General features: G+C 49.6%; 20 protein-coding genes. 13 read left to right on the top strand and 7 right to left on the bottom strand.

What is annotated here, in order from left to right:
- The first annotated feature begins 96 nt into the window (after positions 1 to 96).
- The 3 genes from lolB (at position 97) to prs (ending at position 2,681) form a co-directional block, all read left to right on the top strand.
- Positions 97 to 720, top strand: coding sequence for a lipoprotein insertase outer membrane protein LolB (gene lolB, locus H4F65_RS03070; RefSeq protein WP_039319536.1), 624 nt, complete (start codon positions 97 to 99; stop codon positions 718 to 720).
- Positions 721 to 723: 3 nt separating this feature from the next.
- Complete coding sequence (gene ispE / locus H4F65_RS03075) at positions 724 to 1,596, top strand: 4-(cytidine 5'-diphospho)-2-C-methyl-D-erythritol kinase (protein ID WP_010274919.1); 873 nt, start codon at positions 724 to 726, stop codon at positions 1,594 to 1,596.
- Between the two features lie 137 nt (positions 1,597 to 1,733).
- Positions 1,734 to 2,681: a ribose-phosphate diphosphokinase gene (gene prs / locus H4F65_RS03080; protein ID WP_010274915.1), complete on the top strand. Its 948-nt coding sequence runs from the start codon at positions 1,734 to 1,736 to the stop codon at positions 2,679 to 2,681.
- A 176-nt stretch (positions 2,682 to 2,857) separates the two neighbouring features.
- Here prs and ychH read toward each other — a convergent pair whose 3' ends face one another.
- A complete protein-coding gene (ychH, locus tag H4F65_RS03085) occupies positions 2,858 to 3,127 on the bottom strand; it encodes a stress-induced protein YchH (protein WP_010274900.1) in 270 nt (89 codons plus the stop codon).
- 512 nt (positions 3,128 to 3,639) lie between these two features.
- Between ychH and pth the strand changes: the two genes are divergently transcribed.
- Together pth and ychF are read left to right on the top strand one after the other, a co-directional pair.
- The gene (pth, locus tag H4F65_RS03090; RefSeq protein ID WP_010274897.1) at positions 3,640 to 4,227 is read left to right on the top strand and encodes an aminoacyl-tRNA hydrolase; all 588 of its coding nucleotides are present in this window, start codon (positions 3,640 to 3,642) and stop codon (positions 4,225 to 4,227) included.
- 129 nt (positions 4,228 to 4,356) lie between these two features.
- Positions 4,357 to 5,448: a redox-regulated ATPase YchF gene (ychF, locus tag H4F65_RS03095; protein ID WP_039314921.1), complete on the top strand. Its 1,092-nt coding sequence runs from the start codon at positions 4,357 to 4,359 to the stop codon at positions 5,446 to 5,448.
- A 181-nt stretch (positions 5,449 to 5,629) separates the two neighbouring features.
- Here the strand turns inward: ychF and H4F65_RS03100 are convergent, their stop codons facing one another.
- From H4F65_RS03100 to ycgZ, 3 genes are all read right to left on the bottom strand, one after another.
- Entirely contained in the window at positions 5,630 to 5,908 is a 279-nt protein-coding gene (locus H4F65_RS03100; protein WP_010274885.1) for a biofilm development regulator YmgB/AriR family protein, read from the bottom strand.
- 39 nt (positions 5,909 to 5,947) lie between these two features.
- Positions 5,948 to 6,259 (bottom strand): hypothetical protein, encoded by a 312-nt coding sequence (locus H4F65_RS03105; RefSeq protein ID WP_039319533.1) that lies wholly within the window; start codon positions 6,257 to 6,259, stop codon positions 5,948 to 5,950.
- A 157-nt stretch (positions 6,260 to 6,416) separates the two neighbouring features.
- Entirely contained in the window at positions 6,417 to 6,656 is a 240-nt protein-coding gene (gene ycgZ, locus H4F65_RS03110; RefSeq protein ID WP_010274878.1) for a regulatory protein YcgZ, read from the bottom strand.
- A gap of 355 nt (positions 6,657 to 7,011) precedes the next feature.
- Between ycgZ and H4F65_RS03115 the strand changes: the two genes are divergently transcribed.
- The 4 genes from H4F65_RS03115 (at position 7,012) to H4F65_RS03130 (ending at position 11,952) form a co-directional block, all read left to right on the top strand.
- A complete protein-coding gene (locus H4F65_RS03115; RefSeq protein WP_010274875.1) occupies positions 7,012 to 8,232 on the top strand; it encodes a diguanylate phosphodiesterase in 1,221 nt (406 codons plus the stop codon).
- Between the two features lie 122 nt (positions 8,233 to 8,354).
- Positions 8,355 to 9,089 (top strand): MerR family transcriptional regulator, encoded by a 735-nt coding sequence (locus tag H4F65_RS03120; RefSeq protein ID WP_010274872.1) that lies wholly within the window; start codon positions 8,355 to 8,357, stop codon positions 9,087 to 9,089.
- A gap of 500 nt (positions 9,090 to 9,589) precedes the next feature.
- The gene (locus H4F65_RS03125) at positions 9,590 to 10,789 is read left to right on the top strand and encodes an MFS transporter (protein ID WP_010274869.1); all 1,200 of its coding nucleotides are present in this window, start codon (positions 9,590 to 9,592) and stop codon (positions 10,787 to 10,789) included.
- A gap of 62 nt (positions 10,790 to 10,851) precedes the next feature.
- Positions 10,852 to 11,952, top strand: coding sequence for an SLC13 family permease (locus tag H4F65_RS03130; RefSeq protein WP_010274864.1), 1,101 nt, complete (start codon positions 10,852 to 10,854; stop codon positions 11,950 to 11,952).
- A gap of 215 nt (positions 11,953 to 12,167) precedes the next feature.
- Here the strand turns inward: H4F65_RS03130 and H4F65_RS03135 are convergent, their stop codons facing one another.
- Together H4F65_RS03135 and H4F65_RS03140 are read right to left on the bottom strand one after the other, a co-directional pair.
- On the bottom strand, positions 12,168 to 13,232 hold the full coding sequence (locus H4F65_RS03135; RefSeq protein ID WP_010274861.1) for an MBL fold metallo-hydrolase: 1,065 nt from the start codon (positions 13,230 to 13,232) through the stop codon (positions 12,168 to 12,170).
- Positions 13,233 to 13,476: 244 nt separating this feature from the next.
- Positions 13,477 to 14,070 (bottom strand): hypothetical protein, encoded by a 594-nt coding sequence (locus H4F65_RS03140; RefSeq protein ID WP_010274858.1) that lies wholly within the window; start codon positions 14,068 to 14,070, stop codon positions 13,477 to 13,479.
- 499 nt (positions 14,071 to 14,569) lie between these two features.
- Between H4F65_RS03140 and H4F65_RS03145 the strand changes: the two genes are divergently transcribed.
- Both H4F65_RS03145 and H4F65_RS03150 read left to right on the top strand, forming a co-directional pair.
- Positions 14,570 to 15,454, top strand: a complete 885-nt coding sequence (locus tag H4F65_RS03145; protein ID WP_010274855.1) for an RNA ligase family protein — start codon at positions 14,570 to 14,572, stop codon at positions 15,452 to 15,454.
- A gap of 5 nt (positions 15,455 to 15,459) precedes the next feature.
- Positions 15,460 to 16,605, top strand: a complete 1,146-nt coding sequence (locus H4F65_RS03150; protein WP_010274852.1) for an AAA family ATPase — start codon at positions 15,460 to 15,462, stop codon at positions 16,603 to 16,605.
- On the opposite strand, the gene H4F65_RS03155 is transcribed toward H4F65_RS03150, so the two are convergent.
- Positions 16,602 to 17,018, bottom strand: a complete 417-nt coding sequence (locus H4F65_RS03155; protein ID WP_039319682.1) for a hypothetical protein — start codon at positions 17,016 to 17,018, stop codon at positions 16,602 to 16,604. The genes H4F65_RS03150 and H4F65_RS03155 overlap by 4 nt on opposite strands.
- A 304-nt stretch (positions 17,019 to 17,322) precedes the next feature.
- On the opposite strand from H4F65_RS03155, the gene aztA reads away from it, so the two are divergent.
- Positions 17,323 to 18,048 (top strand): zinc ABC transporter ATP-binding protein AztA, encoded by a 726-nt coding sequence (gene aztA / locus H4F65_RS03160; protein WP_010274845.1) that lies wholly within the window; start codon positions 17,323 to 17,325, stop codon positions 18,046 to 18,048.
- Positions 18,048 to 18,938, top strand: coding sequence for a zinc ABC transporter permease AztB (aztB, locus tag H4F65_RS03165; protein WP_010274842.1), 891 nt, complete (start codon positions 18,048 to 18,050; stop codon positions 18,936 to 18,938). The genes aztA and aztB overlap by 1 nt, the downstream gene beginning before the upstream one ends.
- Positions 18,939 to 18,944: the final 6 nt, after the last annotated feature.

Raw genomic sequence — 18,944 nt, forward strand, 5'->3', positions numbered from 1 at the left:
AACGCCATTAACGAATAACAATCATTGACGCTGAGCGGTAAGCCCGTTAGCGTGACGTATTTCACGAACTTCGTTCATTTACAGGATACGACCGACATGCCAACCAAAACCGTCCGATGCCTGCGTTTACTGCCTTTAGCCAGCGTATTGCTTGCCGCCTGTAGCATTAATCAACCCACCCAAACGGGTAAAAGCCCTACCTCGCCAGAGTGGCAACAGCATCAGCAAAAGGTTCAGAAACTCAGCCAATATCAGACTCGCGGCGCTTTTGCCTATATCTCCGATAGCAAAAGAGTATCAGCCAATTTCTTCTGGCAAGACACTCCGCCGCAGCGTTATCGACTGCTGCTGACCAACCCGCTCGGCAGCACCGAATTAGAACTGCGTGCCCAGCCTGACGGCGTGCAAATCACCGACAATCAGGGTAAGCGTTACGTAGGTAAAGATGCCGAATACATGATTCAGCAACTGACCGGCATGGCGATCCCGCTGAATAATTTGCGCCAGTGGATTCTCGGCATCCCAGGTGACGCCACCGAATTCACGTTGGATGAAAGCTATCTGCTGAAAACCATCACCTATCGTCAGGGCAACCAAAACTGGAACGTCAGCTATCAGAGCTACAACACCGAGTTAACGCCTCCTTTGCCAACCAGTCTGGAGCTGGTTCAGGGTGAACAGCGTATTAAGCTGAAGATGAATAACTGGATGGTTAAATAAGCGATGCAGCCGAAGGTTATCGAGACATGGCCTGCCCCCGCCAAACTGAACCTGTTTCTTTATATTACCGGTCAGAGAAAAGACGGGTATCACCTGCTGCAAACGCTATTCCAGTTTCTGGATTACGGTGACACCTTGACGATTCGGCCGCGTGATGACGAGCAGATTAACCTGCTTACCCCTGTTGACGATGTAGAGAACGAGCAAAACCTGATCGTCCGCGCCGCACGCTTATTACAGCAGCACTGCGAACGCTACGATATTCGCCCTGCCCAGTTCGGCGCAGATATCAGTATTGAGAAATGTCTGCCGATGGGCGGCGGGCTGGGCGGTGGTTCATCGAATGCAGCAACCGTTTTGGTCGCCCTCAACCATTTGTGGCAAAGCGGGCTGAGCGTGGATACGTTGGCCGAACTGGGGCTTCAATTAGGTGCAGATGTTCCCGTCTTTGTTCGTGGGCATTCTGCCTTTGCCGAAGGCATTGGCGAGCAGTTAACCCCCGCAAATCCGCCAGAAAAATGGTATCTGGTCGCTCACCCTGGCGTGAGTATTGCCACACCGTTGATTTTCGGCGATCCTGAGTTGACGCGGAATTCGCCAATTCGTGATTTAGAAACTTTATTAAACCAGACCTTCGTCAATGATTGTGAAGCTATCGCAAGAAAACGTTTTCGTGAGGTTGAACAGCTACTTTCATGGCTGCTAGAATATGCCCCGGCGCGCCTGACTGGAACGGGGGCTTGTGTGTTTGCAGAGTTTGACACCGAGTTCGCAGCCCGTCAGGTGCTTGACCAGGCCCCGGAATGGTTAAACGGTTTCGTCGCGAGAGGTGTTAATATCTCTCCGCTACACCGCACGCTTTCTGGGCAACGTTAGGTTTTGCCACACACCGGCTGCCATGCGGCCAGTCTGTAGCAAACTTAATTCATACACCCGTATGCATATTGTACCTGTTGTTCTTCCTTGCTTGGCAGGTGCAATATTTCTCTGGACGCAAGCCTGAGGTTCTTCTCGTGCCTGATATGAAGCTTTTTGCTGGTAACGCCATCCCGGAACTAGCACAACGTATTGCCAACCGTTTGTACACTAGCCTTGGCGACGCCGCTGTCGGTCGTTTTAGCGATGGCGAAGTCAGCGTGCAAATCAATGAAAATGTACGCGGTGGTGATATTTTCATCATCCAGTCCACCTGTGCACCCACCAATGACAACCTGATGGAACTGGTTGTGATGGTCGATGCTCTGCGTCGCGCTTCCGCGGGACGTATTACCGCCGTTATCCCCTACTTCGGCTATGCCCGTCAGGATCGTCGCGTGCGCTCCGCACGTGTGCCAATCACCGCGAAAGTCGTTGCTGACTTCCTGTCCAGCGTGGGTGTTGACCGTGTTCTGACTGTGGATCTGCACGCTGAGCAGATTCAGGGTTTCTTCGATGTCCCGGTAGATAACGTATTCGGTAGCCCGATCCTGCTGGAAGACATGTTGCAACAGAATCTGGAAAACCCGATCGTGGTTTCACCAGATATCGGTGGCGTTGTGCGTGCCCGCGCAATCGCTAAACTGCTGAACGATACCGACATGGCGATCATCGACAAGCGCCGTCCGCGTGCCAACGTTTCTCAGGTGATGCACATCATCGGTGACGTCGCTGGCCGTGACTGTGTGCTGGTTGACGATATGATCGACACCGGCGGCACGCTGTGCAAAGCGGCGGAAGCGCTGAAGGAACGTGGGGCTAAACGTGTATTCGCTTATGCCACACACCCGATCTTCTCAGGCAATGCTTACGAGAACATCAAGAACTCTGTAATTGATGAAGTGATTGTCTGCGATACCATTCCGCTGGCGGAAAACATTCGTTCACTGCCGAATGTTCGTACGTTGACGCTGTCCGGTATGTTGGCCGAAGCGATTCGTCGTATCAGCAACGAAGAATCCATTTCTGCAATGTTTGAACATTAATCGCCGCTGATCGGGTAATCGATCAAAAACGATAATGAAGGAGCCACCTGTAACAAGGTGGCTTTTTTATTTTTATCACGATCAAAAACAAAAAACCGCCATAGCGAGGCTACAGCGGCTCTATTGTTCATTTTATTAATACTTATAGCGTATTAATACTTGTGGGTAATTAACGGTTATTGATGGTGCTGGCGGCGACAACGCTTATCAAAGTGCTTGACCCACCAGTAACGATCCGCGACTTCTTCACGTCCGCTAATACGCGCCCCCGCCAACCAAAATATTGCGCCAGAAAAAATACTGACCAGATCAATGTAAGTCATATATTCAGGAACATTCAGTTTCGGGAACTGGCTGGCAATAGAAAAACCGATGCCGCCAATCATCATGATCATCCCGATACCCATCAATACATTACCTAGTACTGTCACGTTCTTGCGTTTCATCTGCCACCTCCAGATTAATTCTGTGGATGAATCGGAGTGCCATTACTGTTTACTGTCTTATTATTGATGTAATTATAGACAACAATGTACGTAGATGATTGCGGGAGCGATCACAGATAAGGGGAATGATTAATATTTTTTTACGTTTAAACAAACAAATAGACAAAAATCCGAATAATCACGCTACTAAACAAATAACAGTATTTTTACATTCCAACACCGACATACCCTAAATAATTCGAGTTGCAAGAAGGCGGCAACGCAGTGACAAATCGGTTAGAGACCGATTTGAACAGCGCTAACGCTGGCCCGAAGGGTGGACCTCATTTATGAGGTCCATTAATCCCCTGGAGCTTACAGCGGTAAGTGACTGGGGTGAGCGAGGAAAGCCAACGCACGTGCAGCTTGAAGTATGACGGGTATATTTGGCTATACCTCATGCGGTGTGTAAACTAGCGCTTTCGTTATCACACTACCCTGCGTCAGTTTAAGCACGTAATCTGGAATATACCGTGAGCAGCATTAAATTAATTGTCGGCCTGGCGAATCCCGGCGCTGAATACGCCGCCACCCGCCATAATGCGGGCGCCTGGTTTGTCGATCGTCTGGCGGACGCTTACCGTCAGCCGCTGAAAGAAGAAAGCAAATTTTTTGGTTACACCTCCCGCCTGAATCTGGCTGGGCAAGATGTACGTCTGCTGGTTCCCACCACGTTCATGAACCTGAGCGGCAAAGCCGTCGCGGCAATGGCCACCTTCTACCGCATTCAGCCTGATGAAATTCTGGTTGCACACGATGAGCTGGATTTATTACCGGGAATTGCCAAACTTAAGCTGGGCGGCGGACATGGCGGCCATAACGGTCTGAAAGACATCATCAGTAAGTTAGGTAACAACCCGAACTTCCATCGTTTACGTATCGGTATCGGCCATCCGGGCGATAAAAGCAAAGTGACCGGCTTTGTGCTGGGCAAACCGCCGACGAGCGAGCAGACGCTGATCGACGATGCCATTGACGAAGCCGTACGCTGCACAGAAATCCTGATGAAAGAAGACATGATCAAAGCGATGAACCGCTTGCATGCCTTCAAAGCGGCATAATCTGATCAGAATGCGGATGGCAGATCGAGATAAATCGCCATTCCGTGTATAATCGGCCGAAATATTTCCATTCTGACAGGCAAGAGATAGTAATTGCCTGATTAATAAGTTATTTAAGGTGATATAAACATGGGATTCAAATGCGGTATCGTTGGGCTGCCTAACGTCGGTAAATCCACTCTGTTCAATGCGCTGACCAAAGCTGGCATCGAAGCGGCCAACTTCCCGTTTTGTACCATCGAGCCGAACACTGGCGTAGTACCGATGCCCGATCCACGTCTGGACAAACTGGCTGAAATCGTTAAGCCACAGCGTATCCTTCCAACCACCATGGAATTTGTTGATATCGCCGGTCTGGTAAAAGGCGCGTCCAAAGGTGAAGGTTTGGGTAACCAATTCCTGACCAACATTCGTGAAACGGAAGCCATCGGCCACGTTGTACGCTGCTTCGAAAACGACAACATCATCCACGTAAACAACAAGGTTGATCCAGCTGATGATATCGAAGTCATCAATACTGAATTAGCACTGTCTGACCTCGACACCTGTGAACGCGCTATTCATCGCGTGCAGAAGAGAGCCAAAGGCGGCGATAAAGATGCTAAAGCCGAGCTGGCCGCGCTGGAGAAATGTTTACCGCAGTTGGAAAACGCTGGCATGCTGCGCTCGCTGGATTTAAGCGATGAAGATAAAGCCGCCATCCGCTACCTGAGCTTCCTGACGCTGAAACCAACGATGTACATCGCTAACGTCAACGAAGACGGTTTCGAAAACAATCCATACCTCGATAAAGTGCGTGAAATCGCCGCCGCTGAAGGCTCTGTCGTTGTGGCCGTCTGCGCCGCCGTTGAATCAGATATTGCCGAGCTGGACGATGCTGACCGTGAAGAATTCATGGCTGAGTTAGGGTTAGAAGAGCCAGGCCTGAACCGCGTTATCCGTGCGGGCTATGAACTGCTGGACCTGCAAACTTACTTCACCGCTGGCGTGAAAGAAGTTCGTGCCTGGACTATCCCTGTCGGCGCTACCGCTCCGCAGGCAGCCGGTAAGATTCACACCGACTTTGAAAAAGGCTTCATCCGCGCCCAGACTATCGCCTATGAAGACTTCATCACCTACAAAGGTGAACAAGGTGCGAAAGAAGCCGGAAAAATGCGTTCAGAAGGCAAAGAATACATCGTTAAAGATGGCGATGTGATGAACTTCCTGTTCAACGTCTAATCGCTTCTGTTGTCTCATGCGATTTCAGTGAATCGCATGAAGACTAGAAAATCCTCTAAAATCCACGCAGTTGCGTGGATTTTTTATATCCATCAATTCACATAGGAAATTCACTGCTACGAATGTTCAATAGAGAAGAAAGATAAATCGATTACATTAACTGGCGGGTTGCATCAACAGCTCAGATATCATCCGTTGTATGGTCCACAATAATTTCTAGTGTTTTACGAATAACATCGCCCTTAACCACATCATCCGTGGACTCAAGCAGTTCCATCAGTCGCAAGATAATGGTTTTATTGGTCAGAGGTTCACCGCTGGCAAGCATGCTACGGATAACTGCGCCGAGCATTGCAGATTCATCTGCCAGCATATCGCCAGCATTACGAAAGTATTCAGACAATATCGTATCAGGGATATCTGTATAATTTTCTGACTGTTTAAGTGTAGTCTGACTCATGATTCACACCGTTATTGATTTATTTGTCATTAGGTACTGTCAGTGTTTTTTATCGGTACTACCCTGTTGGCGGTCACCAAACAACGGATAGACATTATCCATTTCATCCCTATTCCATTCGCTTTCTTCATGCGTTGGGTTGGTATCCATTGATTTACCATTATTGTGATTCATTTGAGCGATAATTTGTGCCATCGTTTCTCGCCGCTGCACATTGGGCTCATGAATCTTCATTGCTTCCAGCTTCGCGATAAGCGACTGAAGGCTAATGGGACAATGTTCCTTGAGGAGGGACAATACCGCCTCTCCGATTAATTCATCTGTCAGTTGATTAATTTCACTACTTTTCATAACTGCGTCTCTGGTCGCCGCAATGACCGGAGTGGAACGCGGCATTAGTCAGATACTCTGATGGAGGTATCAGTCAAAAGATTATTAGTCCTCTGAGAAACCTTTATTCCAACCAAAATTGACTTTTGTAACGTTTATTACGATTAATCAGGCACTTTTAACGGTCAAAAAGCAAGCCAATCAACGTGTAATAATGTCTTTCCTCTTCTTCATCGCACGCCAGTTCAACTCGGCGAAGCAATTTGTTGCAAAGTGCTTTTCGGCTCAGGTTTTTCCCCTCGCTTAAAATTTCCACGACAATTTGCCCTAACGTTTCCTGCTGGCTAGGCAGGGTTGCCTTATTGAAATACCGGGTAATGGCATTAGCAGTATCTGGAATGTAGCCATTCTGATGCATATGTCACTCCTCTAATTTTTAGTAATCAATGAAATCGCCACTAAAGTTATACAAAAAAATCACATCCGTACATAAAATCTGTACATATTTTTTCAAAAACATAGCTGTATAAAATAAAAACAAATTATTTCAATGGGTTATATAAATTAGGGCAAAATCAATGAGGCGTTTAAGTTGTACAATATTCAGGGGTATAAAATAGGCAGAGATAAAACGTATATGCATCAGAAAAAGTATTGCTATGTCAAGGTGTTATATTCCCCGGCTAACGTTAGCGCAAATGACATTCCTTACAAGACGTGCAGATAAGCATCTGCTAGTGTAGTGGTTCATCCTTTTTTGCTTCAGGACTACCATGCTCACAACCATCATTTACCGTAGCCATATTTGCGACAACATTCCGATTAATACACTGGAAGACATGGTAGCTGCTGCAAATGAAAAAAATAGCCGGGCTAACGTAACAGGAATTTTGCTTTTCAATGGCACCCACTTCTTTCAACTGCTTGAAGGGCCAGAGGAAAATATTATTCCTATCTACCGTCATATCTGCGAAGACTCTCGTCACCATAACGTGGTAGAGCTTTTATGTGACCACGCGCCATCGCGACGGTTTGGTAAGGCAGGGATGGAGCTCTTTGATTTAAGAAAATATGACAGGAATGAAGTGCTCCAGAATGTACTGGATAAAAGCACGTCTAAATATCAGTTGATCTATGATGACCGTGCACTTCAATTCTTCAGAACATTCGTTGAGGACAGAGAAAAAGAGAACTATTTTGAAATCCCCCCGGCTGGCTCATGGGATTTCATTCTTGACGAGAATTCCACTCAATCCAAAACCATTGCCACGGATAAAGCATCGGATTGTAGCTTCGCTTTTCAGCCGATCATCGACCCACTTTCCCGGCAAATTGTGTCGCTGGAGGCATTAATCCGTCCCCCATCAGGTGAACTGCCCCACACTTATTTCGAGGGGCTGACAGATGATGAGGCCTACGAAACGGATCTCAAAAGTAAAAAAGTCGCCTTTGCTATGGCTGCTGCACTACAGCTCGGAGAACAGAGCCTGTCGATTAATCTTAGGCCGATGACGTTGGTTAAGATTCCTCAAGCGGTTAACTTTCTCTTGCAAGAAATTCAGATAAACGGGCTTGTACCAGAGCAGATTATTATTGAATTTACCGAAACTGAGGTTATCTCACGCTTTGACGAATTTACGGACGCGGTCAGGCTTTTGAAAGCCGCGGGCATTCGCGTCGCCATTGATCACTTCGGTGCCGGTTTTGCCGGGTTATTATTGCTCGCTCAGTTTCAACCTGACAGGATAAAAATCAATCGGGACCTGATCAAAGATGTACACAAAAGCGGCTCTCGTCAGGCCATTGTTCAAGCCATTATCAAATGTTGTACCTCACTTGAAATCTCGGTTTCCGCCGTAGGCATTGAGAAACCTGAAGAGTGGATGTGGCTCGAGTCTGCGGGCGTTTCTCTGTTTCAGGGATATTTGTTCGCCAAGCCGGAGATTGGCACAATTCCCGCAGTTGCCTGGCCAGAAAAAAAATCAGATTTTTAAAATCAAAACATTAGCGGGCTAAACACAACCCCCTTACTTGTACAATAAAAAAAAGTTTGTACAACTTATTCTGATTAGTTAACTTTAGTAGCAAGCGTGCGACTTTTAGCATGAGGGTGTCAATGACCTTTTATAGTATTGGTGATGTAGCTGAACGATGTGGAATTAATCCTGTAACACTGCGTGCTTGGCAACGGCGCTATGGGTTGCTGAAACCACAGCGCAGCGAAGGAGGACATCGCCAGTTTGATGAAACTGATATTCAGCGAATCGAAGAAATTAAGCGTTGGGTCGAAAGTGGGGTTCCAGTGGGTAAGGTTAAAGCGCTACTGGAGGAAAGAAGCATGGCGATAGATGATGACTGGTCATCACTTCAGGAAGAGATGATGACCGTGTTACGCCATGTGCGCCCTGCCAAACTGCGAACCATGATCATGGCAATAAACCGCGAGCACTCAGCCGACTCTATCATCGACCACCTTTTTGTCCCCGTCCGTCAACGCCTTGGGCTTGATCAAAATACGTCACGAATTATGTGTAGCATGCTGGATGGCGTTCTTATTGAATACGCTGTCCTGCGCCTTGCAGAGACGCGTAAGAAAAAAGGGGAAGACGCGTTACTGATCGCATGGGATAACGATGACCGCACACGGCTATGGTTAGAAGCGTGGCGACTTTCACAGCAGAACTGGAATATTGAAGTTCTGGCAGAACCGCTCGGTTCCCCACGCCCAGAACTCTTTCCCGGTCAACACATCTTTGTATGGACAGGGAAAGCAACCTTGTCTCACAGCCAAAATGAACAACTCACTCACTGGCAGAAACAAGGCTTTGCCATTGATTTTCATAAAACGTAATGGCTTGTTGAGATAAACTAAAATTCGAGTCGCCGCAGACACCACCACCCGCGTACCTGTTTCAGGGTAAAAAACAGTCTGTACTTCGATATATTCTCGTCATACTTCACATTGCTTGTGCGTTGTCTGCACTACTCAGCCAACTTGCGTGGGCTTCGCCCCGTTGAGGTCGCTGCCTGCCTGAAACTTGAATGATCCAGAGTATAGCGTGCCTTCTTAATACCGCATGGCCTCTTCTTGACGGAAAAGTAGAGATCGGTAGATCAACAGCTTTCTGTTAGTTAAGAATCATTACAATCAGATTGTTGACCCGCTTGTTAAAAATTATATCGTTGAGAACATTACATCATCCCATCCCTTGGTTCTGATTCTGATGGATGAACATTCCAGTAAGAGAGCGAGCTGTGCTATCAGCCTCCTAACATTGAGATAACCGCCACCGGCTTGAACCTGAATTTGTCTTAGCCACGACATAAAATCTCCAGACAGAAAGGAATAGAATGCCACTACGTTCACTGCAAGCGCTTTGCCTGCTAAGTTTTTTTATGGCCGACGTGCGTGACGGGCTCGGGCCTTTTCTCGGCATATTCCTTACACAGCAGCATTGGGCACCGGGGGAAATAGGCTTTATCATGACATTAGGGGGCGTTGCCGGGTTACTTGCTACCATTCCTGCTGGGTTGATCACGGATTTCTCTCACCACAAACGGCAAATGCTATTGTTCGGATGCGTGATGATTACGTCCGCGACCTTACTTTTATGGTTCAATCAAAGTCCCTGGGTTACAGGGATCTCTCAGATAATCAACGGTATTGCAGCAGCATTTATTGGGCCGATTCTCACCGGGTTAACGTTGGGCCTGACCGGGCAAAACGGTTTTAAACAACAAATGGGGAAAAATGAAGCCTTTAATCACGCAGGGAACATGGCTGCCGCAACGATCGCGGGAATTTCTGTCTGGTACTGGGGGATAGGTTCAATATTCATTCTTATGACAGCAATGGCTTTCCTGTCAGCGTTAGCGATAATGGGTATCCGTGAAAATGACATAAACCATAAAGCGGCCCGTGGTATTGATTCCAATGTCACAAGAAAACCGATTTCATGGTCATCCCTATTGATAAATCATTCGTCTCTTATGACAATCGGCGTCACTTTACTTCTTTTTCATCTTGGGAATGCGGCGTTGCTACCCATGCTTAGCATACGTGTCGCTTCAGAACCCAGCTCAGTGAATCCTGGTCTCTATGCAGCGGCGACAGTCATCATCTCTCAGGCTGTCATGATCCCCGTTGCGCTTTGGACGGCCGGTCGCGCAGAAAGATTAAGCTACCGCCAACTTATTATGATCGCATTACTGATACTTCCCATCCGTGCCGCGTTGGCGGCCACCTTCTCATCACCCTATTCCGTCATTCCGGTTCAAATCTTGGATGGTGTCTCTGCGGGTATTCTTGGCGTCGCGGTTCCTGGCTATATCGTGAAAGAACTACAAGGGAGCGGCCATATCAACGCAGGACAGAGTATTGTTATGTTCATGCAGGGTGTTGGTGCGACAGCCAGCCCGGCACTTACCGGTATTATGGTCGGCATGTATTCATACAGCACGGCTTTCTCCGCGTTGGGTGCCGTGGCTCTACTGGCGTTGCTCATCTGGTGGCAGACAAATCGGTCAATAGATTCATCCGTCACCCGTTGATGATAAAAAATTAACAACAGCCACATCGGCTTCCATCTTAATATTTATTCCTGAGAGACATAATGCGCGAATTGCTAACTCCATTTATGCGTGACAAATTTCTTCACGCTCTCGTTGTGCTGGGGATCGTACTCAGTTTTTTTGCAGTATTTCAAACGAACGAATTGACGGCTGCCGTTGACTGGAAAACCATCCTGACGCTGACAACGTTACTTATGCTCACCAAAGGCATTGAACTCAGCGGATATTTTGACAAGATGGGTTTGAAACTGGTGAATAAGTTCAGGAAACAGAAAACGCTGGCATTATTTATCGTGACGTTAGCAGCGTTATTATCAACGTTCCTCACGAATGATGTTGCACTGTTCATTACGGTGCCACTCACGCTTTCATTGTCTAAATCCTCTGAGTTTCCCGTTGGACGATTAATTATTTTTGAAGCCCTCGCCGTTAATGCGGGATCTTTACTCACGCCTATTGGCAACCCACAAAACATTCTTCTCTGGAGCAAGAGCGGATTAAGTTTTATGGAGTTTGTGATGACCATGCTCCCCCTGAGCGCCCTGCTGTTTATTGCATTACTGGTCTTAACCGCGTGCAGTTTCAGTAATAAGGAGATCGCGATACCGGATAGCTCTCTCGGGGGAGATTATCGTCATGGACTGCTTTTAGGTACGCTGGTGTTGTACGTGCTGTTTATCGTGGCACTTGAGTTGGACAGAACCCTACCGATACTGATTCTTGTCCCGCTGTTTTATCTGTTGTGCGCGCGACGCGTACTGCTACAGCTTGACTGGGGATTGCTGGCCGTGTTTGTTTTGATGTTTATTGATGTATTCCTCCTGACGAAATTACCGATCCTTAGCAACCTTATTGCGTTAATACCGCATTGGAGTGATGGAGCGCATTTCCTGCTGGCGATAGGCCTTTCGCAAGTCATCAGTAACGTACCTGCGACCATCTTTCTGCTTCATGCCGTCCCTTCATCGGTTCTACTGACATGGGCTGTGAATATCGGTGGTTTTGGATTACTTCAAGGTTCAATGGCTAACCTTATTGCGTTACGTATGGCAAACGATCGCCGTATTTGGTGGCAATTTCATCTATTTTCGATACCCGCACTTTTTTTCGCGATGATAGCGGGTTGGCTGATGTTGCCTTGATGGCCTACCAAAAACGGCACAAGCTATGCCATTAATACCGCCAAATGGTGAAACCCCACATTACGTCCGCTGCCTGGTACTCACACCTGCTGGCCGTTCACGCAGCAAGACGAATACCGGGCAGGATCGACACGGCGGTATAATGCCGAACATCTCATCCATTCAACCACGCGGCAAACATGTTGATAAACATGCTTAACTCTCGTTCCGCCCCATTACCACCACTGACTAAACGTCTGCTGCGGGTTATCGACCTGAACGCGTTCACCAATGCGAGGCGTCATCAGTCGCCAGTCTTGATTTTCACTCGCCTGAGAAATGCGCTCCAGCGGATCGTTCCAGCGGTGGTGCGCCAGCTTAAATTTGCTGTTATGGCTCGGTAGTACCGCTTTAGCCTGCAAATCACTGGCTGCCTGCGCGCTCTCTTCCGGCGTCATATGAACGTGTGGCCAGTCCCGATCGTACTGCCCGCACTCCAGTATCGCGATATCGAATCCGCCCAGACGCTCGGCGATCGCTTTGTAATGCGCGCCATAGCCGCTGTCCCCGCCGAGATACAGGCGATGTTGTTCCGTGATCAGCGCAAACGAGCCCCACAGCGTTTGATTATGCTTAAGGAGCCGGCCAGAAAAATGCTGTGTCGGAAGCACATGGATGTCGACCCCGTTCTCTTTAAGACAACTGAACCAGCCGCCTTCCGTAATGTCTTTCTGCGGGAACCCCCATTTTACAAAATAGGAACCTACGCCCGTTGGCGTGACAATGCGGCGGATTTTCCCGCGTAACGCATTCAGCGTGGGATAATCCAGATGATCCCAGTGATCGTGGGTGATCAGCAGATAGTCGATGGTGGGCACATCATCCGGTGAATACACATTGCTGCCCTTGAAGGCGACGTTGGTGCGTGGCACTGGCGAAGCGTTATCGCTAAAGACCGGATCCAGCAGGAACGTTTTCCCTTCCAGTTGAATGAAATAGCTGGAATGGCCCATCCAGATGATGACGTTATCCGTTTTACTCAACTGGTGCAGATCGGTTTTGTCCGACGGCAGACGGATATCTGGCAACGCGCCAGCGTCTTTCTCGAAAAGAAAGCGGTACAGCAGCGCGAATCGGTTCTGGCTATCGACCGTCGGGCGAGCCACTGGATTATGAAACGCGCCATCGCGAAAGAGTGGGTTTTCCGGCTGGGGCTTGACCTCTGGTGATACATACTGCGGCTGCTTTAACCAGCCGTAAACGGCGACTACAATCACAGCCAAAACGAGTAACAAAAGCATAGCGTTTATCCGGTGTCGTTTCGTGATGAATATATTTCGTAATGAATGTCGTTTCGTCATACCTGATTTCAGGCATCGACCCTTTGGCATCGGCAGTTATGCACGAACGCTGAGAATCTGGCAAGGGAGAACCGGGGGATTTTTGGTGCAAAAAAAGCGAAGGTGCTCGCCTTCGCTCAGGAATGTTGATGAGAAACCGTGGCGGCCTGTCACCGCTGACGTTTGCCTGCGGCGTCAGTACGGATTACTTTTTAAGCGCCAGCAGCGTTTTTCCCATCCCGATAACAAATTCATTTTGTTGCCCGATGACCTTATTCAGCCCGGCGTCATCCTGAATATTATCGACCGTGTTGATCGCCTGCACTTCCAGCACGCGCCCTTTAATCAGCGTCGAACACAGCGAATGCAGAACCTTGTTATTCAGAATCGTTTGTAAGCAGCGAAAAGGCGTCGCACCGTCAATGTTTCCCGCACGCTGGTCGGGCTTAATGCGCTGGCGCAGCATCTCTTTTTCGGTACTGGCAATCACTGCATCCAGATCGCTGGGTTTGGAGGCAATCGGGACATTGCCATCTCTATCAGGCGGCAGCATAAACAATGAAACCAACGCCTTATTGCCTGTCGTAGGGTCAACATACTCGGTCTGCACCATGTGGTTTGCCGCATCAACCACTTTGTCCCGCTGAATCATATTCAATAGCTCCGCAGGTAATGCATCGGTAAGATCCTGCGTGGTATAGCCGACGAACAAATCCGGATCTTTTGTCTCTGCGACACCGTACAGCGGCAGCACCAGTAACAGACCCGCAATCCCTTTCTTTATCACACTGATTTTCATTATATTCCCCTGCTATTCATTGTATGCATTCCCCTATCCCACCACTCGCTATTCTTATCACGCTGACGTCGATAGCCTCTGGCCTTTTACCACGTTTACATGTGACAGCTACCTCTACAACTACAGGAAAGAATAGCATTTTTTATACAAAAACTTGTTGTCGGAGAATTCCTTCGCTAGAATCGCGCCGTTTACTTACCCCAGTGTGTCATTTGGAGCCCTAAAGTGCCCCGTACGTCAGCCCCCCACTAACCGCCGACGACTGCATTAAGCAGCCTCGATTCGGCGCAGTCTGCGCCAGCGTTGGCTGCGGTACGAGTTCCCTGTTTTCCCCCGCTATTGTGCGGAGCAGAAAACGAACCTCCCGCTTCCTCCCCCGCGACTCTGACCTCTGGAATGCCAGTGGACAGTCTATTGACTCGCGCCAGAATACGTTCGTCGGCCCTCTTTTTTACCGTAGATGGGCCTGGCTGCGCCAATAACGCAGCAGGCGAAAAACATGTATTTACATTCAATACCGTTATTAAAGTATCCACGGACCCCGCATCTGGAAGGTTCGCGTTTACAACCCGGCGATGATGCGTCGGACCAAATTGCACTGAAAGCGCTGGCAGGCCGTTACGTCGTGATCGAAGAAAAGATCGACGGCGCGAACAGCGGCGTGTCCTTCAATGAAACGGCGGAACTCCTGCTCCAGTCGCGCGGCCACTATCTGGCTGGCGGCTCACGGGAACGGCAGTTCAACCAGTTCAAGCTCTGGGCCACCGCGCACGAAATGCGTTTTCTTGAGCTGCTGGAAGACCGTTTCGTGATGTACGGCGAATGGGCTTACAGCAAGCATTCCGTGTTTTACGACCAGTTGCCGCACTATTTTCACGAATTTGATATTTACGATCGTCGTGACGGCATTTTTTTATCGACAGCGCGCCGACACGCGATGCTGGCCGGTTCACCTGTGTTGTCCGTTCCGGTGCTCTATACCGGGGAGATGCCAACGAATCCGGCGTTGCTGTGGAAGTTGGTGTTCCGTTCGCTGGCAAAAAGTCCGAACTGGAAGACTGCGTTTGAATCCACCGTACAGCGTGAAGGCTTACCGCTCTCACTGTGCTGGCAGCAAACCGATAAATCGGACCGTTCGGAAGGCCTTTATTTGAAGGTTGAAGATGATGAACAGGTACTGGCGCGCTACAAGCTGGTACGCCATGACTTCATCCAGACCATTTTGGACAGCGGCTCGCATCATTCCCGACGCCCGATTTTGCCGAACCAACTGGCTGACGGCGCTGATCTGTACGCACCTTGTCCAACCGTATCTTGGGAAATGCTGGGGCTGAATACGTTGCGTTCTTTGGACGCGCTCGCCGCCGCGATGCCCGATAAGTAAGGAGTATGATTATCATGGATTGGAATACCATCAGGGGATTGGTCCCCGCCTCTGGCGCACAGCCAGATTTTGTTGACTGTCTGGACGCGTTTCCGGTGCTTCAATGCGCCAAGGAGACGCCGCAGGAACCGCGTTATCACGGTGAAGGTGATGTCTGGACACACACCATCATGGTGGTCGAGTCGCTCTTGCAGCTTCACGATTACCAGACAGCCACGCGCGAGCAGCAGGAAATTTTGTTTTTTGCCGCGTTGCTGCATGACGTTGCAAAATACCGCACGACAGTGATTGACCCGGTAACGGGTCAGATTGGTCAGCCGGGACACTCGCGCAAAGGTGCTATCGACGCCCGGGTGCTGCTGTGGGATGCAGGCGTTCCGTTTGCGATTCGGGAAGCGATTTGTCGCTTAATTTCGGTGCATCAGGTGCCATTTTACTGCCTTGAGGATGAACGCCGTCGGATGTCGCCGATCTTTACGATTCGCGAACTCTCTTGGCAATTGAGTATTCCGCTGCTGGCAACGCTGGCGGAAGCCGATATGCGCGGGCGCATCTGTCAGGATCAAGCGCGCGTGCTCGACAGTATTGAGCTGTTCCGCGATCTGGCGCGGGAAGAAGGCTGTTACGGCCAACCGAGATCGTTTGTCGATGCTCACACGCGCTTGAGCTATTTTCGCGGAGCCGATGTACATCCAGACTATCCGTTGTTTCAGGAGCCGGGATCGAAAGTCACCGTGATGTGCGGTTTGCCCGCATCGGGAAAAGACACCTGGGTGCGGACGCATCGGCACGATTTACCCGTAGTTTCTTTCGACGATGCGCGAACAGAGCTGGGACTGAAACATGGCGAAAATGAAGGGAAAGCGGTGCATTGGGCGACCGACAAAGCACGCTCACTGCTGCGAACGCATGAACCGTTCGTGTGGAACGCCACACACCTGAGCCAGCAAATGCGCACCCGCACGTTGGATCTGTGCTACGCCTACGGTGCAGAAGTGGAGATTGTCTATCTGGAACGTCCGCGTCAGGAATTACTACGCCGCAACGGGAAACGGGACACCACATTGAGCAATAAAACGCTGCAAGGTATGCTGACGAAATGGGAGCTTCCCGCACCGACGGAAGCGCATGCGGTTAGCTATGAAAGCTAACGCAGCCGCAACGTACTCCAGCGCGAAAGCGCGGTAAATGGGATCTCGTATTCCGTAGTACCGTTTATTTCTGCACCAAGATACTGTTTTTCATAGATCAGTTTATCGTCCTCAAAGCGCATGGGGACGATAAATCCCCCTGCAGCCTGAGAAACCTGACATTGCCTTTCTTCGAGTACATCAACACAGAGTAAAGCCGTTTGCGGGCCGTCGCGTTCCGCCGTAGAGAGCCATTCTTGCACCGCAAGATAACGCGAATCCGGCGACCACAGCATGTCCTTGCCGAAAACACGATCGTCCAGTGCTTTCCCGTCGATGGAGAGCGAAAAATAAGGCGGACCGAACCGAATTTCACCAGCGTAAATCAGCATCGCGGTATGTTGCCGATCAAATGAAGGCAGTTTGTGCAGCATACGAAAATTCATTGTACGCATTCCCCTATCCCAATTCAGGCAACGTCTAATCATTAATAATACGGTTGCTCATATTCAGTCAGTGGCATTTGGTGACGCAAACCATGTCGACATTTACTGTTATAAAACATTTCGATGTAATCAAAAACATCGGCAGGGATTTTTCCGCGCTTAGTAGGTTTTTATTGGGTTAATTTTCATACCGCACTCAGCTTTTGCAGTAAAAGGCGTCGTAGATATTTACATTCATAAATGTAATGTTATAACACTTCAATTATTGATGCTGAAATGGAACATTACTGAGATGACGGATTTTGCAGTACAGATCGAAGCACTAGCCCTCGGCTACGATGGAAATCCAGTATTGAGCGCGGTCAGCGGTTCGTTACACACTGGTTCCCTGACGGCGGTAGTCGGACCAAACGGTTCAGGTAAATCAACACTCCTGAAAGGGATTGCCGGAATACTACAACCCCTATCGGGCTTCTGCCGTATCGCATCGGGTGCACGCATCGCTTATCTGCCACAGCTATCGGAACTGGATCGTAGCTTTCCTGCCAGCGTTCGCGATCTGGTATCGCTGGGGCTCTGGCAGGATCGAGGATTGCTACGCTGGCATCGCCGTGACGATCGAGTGCGCATATCCCAAGCGCTTGCCGCCGTCGGGCTGGCTGGTTTTGATAATAAGCCACTCAGCGCCCTGTCCGGCGGGCAGTTCCAGCGTGCTTTGTTTGCGCGGGTGATCGTCCAGAATGCCAGCATCATTTTGCTCGACGAGCCCTTCAATGCCATTGATACAGCAACCACACAAGAGATGCTGGCGCTGATTAAAAGCTGGCACGCCCAACAACGTACGGTCATCGTGGTGATCCACGATCCTGAACTGGTACTTCGCCATTTTCCTGAGACATTGATGGTCAACGGCACGGTAGTCGCTTGGGGAGAAACCGACTGGGTGATGAAGCATAGCCTGCACTCGCCCGTCTTCTGTCAGCACAATACCGCACGGTACGCGACAGGGGCTCGATAATGCTCTGGCTTTACGATCTGCTCGTTAATCCGTTTGTTGAATTTGGCTTTATGCGTCGAGCGTTGGTGGGCGCATTGCTACTGTCGCTCAGCGCGTGTCCGGTGGGCGTATTCCTGACCCTGCGTCGTATGAGTCTGGTGGGCGATGCCATGTCTCATGCCGTGCTGCCCGGTGCCGCCATTGGTTTTCTGCTCTACGGATTGGAAATCATTCCGATGACACTCGGCGGCATGGTCGCCGGATTAGTGGTAGCAATAGGTGCCGGAGTGGTATCGCGGCTGACGGTACAAAAGGAAGATGCCTCAATGGCGGCGTTTTACCTTATTTCACTGGCGCTCGGGGTACTTATCGTCTCGCTACATGGATCGAGCGTTGACTTGATGCATGTTCTGTTTGGTTCCGTTTTGGCGCTGAATGTGGAAGCACTGGTTCTGATCGCCTCGGTTTCTGCTGTTTCTTTGCTGATGTTGGCTCTGCTGTGGCGTGCACTCATTGCCGAGTGCCTGGATCCGCTGTTCCTACGCGCCGTGTCTCGACTCGGCTCACCGGTCCATTTTCTGTTCCTCACGCTGGTGGTGATAAACCTCGTGGCAGGCTATCAGGCGCTGGGCACGCTGCTGTCGGTAGGTTTGATGATCCTCCCTGCCGTCACCGCTCGCTTCTGGACTCGGCGCGTCATCACTCTTTGTCTGGTTTCGGTGTTGATTGGCATGGTGGCCTGCATTTCCGGCCTGCTGTTCTCCTACCATTATTCGCTACCATCAGGCCCAGCCATTATTCTCGCCAACGGCATTTTCTATCTGATCTCAACCGGCGTAGCGATGATGAAAAACGCCCGACGCCGTCCTCACGCTTCCTTAGTTAACACGCGTCCTTCCCGCACGGAGTAAATCATC

Source organism: Pectobacterium brasiliense (assembly GCF_016950255.1).
Lineage (GTDB): Bacteria > Pseudomonadota > Gammaproteobacteria > Enterobacterales > Enterobacteriaceae > Pectobacterium > Pectobacterium brasiliense.

Coding starts and splice junctions, on each gene's coding strand:
- H4F65_RS03115 (WP_010274875.1), top strand. CDS start 7,012: ATGCTCACAACCATCATTTACCGTAGCCATATTTGCGACAACATTCCG.
- H4F65_RS03130 (WP_010274864.1), top strand. CDS start 10,852: ATGCGCGAATTGCTAACTCCATTTATGCGTGACAAATTTCTTCACGCT.
- H4F65_RS03105 (WP_039319533.1), bottom strand. CDS start 6,259: ATGAAAAGTAGTGAAATTAATCAACTGACAGATGAATTAATCGGAGAG.
- lolB (WP_039319536.1), top strand. CDS start 97: ATGCCAACCAAAACCGTCCGATGCCTGCGTTTACTGCCTTTAGCCAGC.
- H4F65_RS03135 (WP_010274861.1), bottom strand. CDS start 13,232: ATGCTTTTGTTACTCGTTTTGGCTGTGATTGTAGTCGCCGTTTACGGC.
- H4F65_RS03155 (WP_039319682.1), bottom strand. CDS start 17,018: ATGCTGCACAAACTGCCTTCATTTGATCGGCAACATACCGCGATGCTG.
- H4F65_RS03145 (WP_010274855.1), top strand. CDS start 14,570: ATGTATTTACATTCAATACCGTTATTAAAGTATCCACGGACCCCGCAT.
- H4F65_RS03140 (WP_010274858.1), bottom strand. CDS start 14,070: ATGAAAATCAGTGTGATAAAGAAAGGGATTGCGGGTCTGTTACTGGTG.
- ychH (WP_010274900.1), bottom strand. CDS start 3,127: ATGAAACGCAAGAACGTGACAGTACTAGGTAATGTATTGATGGGTATC.
- H4F65_RS03125 (WP_010274869.1), top strand. CDS start 9,590: ATGCCACTACGTTCACTGCAAGCGCTTTGCCTGCTAAGTTTTTTTATG.
- ychF (WP_039314921.1), top strand. CDS start 4,357: ATGGGATTCAAATGCGGTATCGTTGGGCTGCCTAACGTCGGTAAATCC.
- ycgZ (WP_010274878.1), bottom strand. CDS start 6,656: ATGCATCAGAATGGCTACATTCCAGATACTGCTAATGCCATTACCCGG.
- H4F65_RS03150 (WP_010274852.1), top strand. CDS start 15,460: ATGATTATCATGGATTGGAATACCATCAGGGGATTGGTCCCCGCCTCT.
- aztB (WP_010274842.1), top strand. CDS start 18,048: ATGCTCTGGCTTTACGATCTGCTCGTTAATCCGTTTGTTGAATTTGGC.
- H4F65_RS03120 (WP_010274872.1), top strand. CDS start 8,355: ATGACCTTTTATAGTATTGGTGATGTAGCTGAACGATGTGGAATTAAT.
- H4F65_RS03100 (WP_010274885.1), bottom strand. CDS start 5,908: ATGAGTCAGACTACACTTAAACAGTCAGAAAATTATACAGATATCCCT.
- ispE (WP_010274919.1), top strand. CDS start 724: ATGCAGCCGAAGGTTATCGAGACATGGCCTGCCCCCGCCAAACTGAAC.
- aztA (WP_010274845.1), top strand. CDS start 17,323: ATGACGGATTTTGCAGTACAGATCGAAGCACTAGCCCTCGGCTACGAT.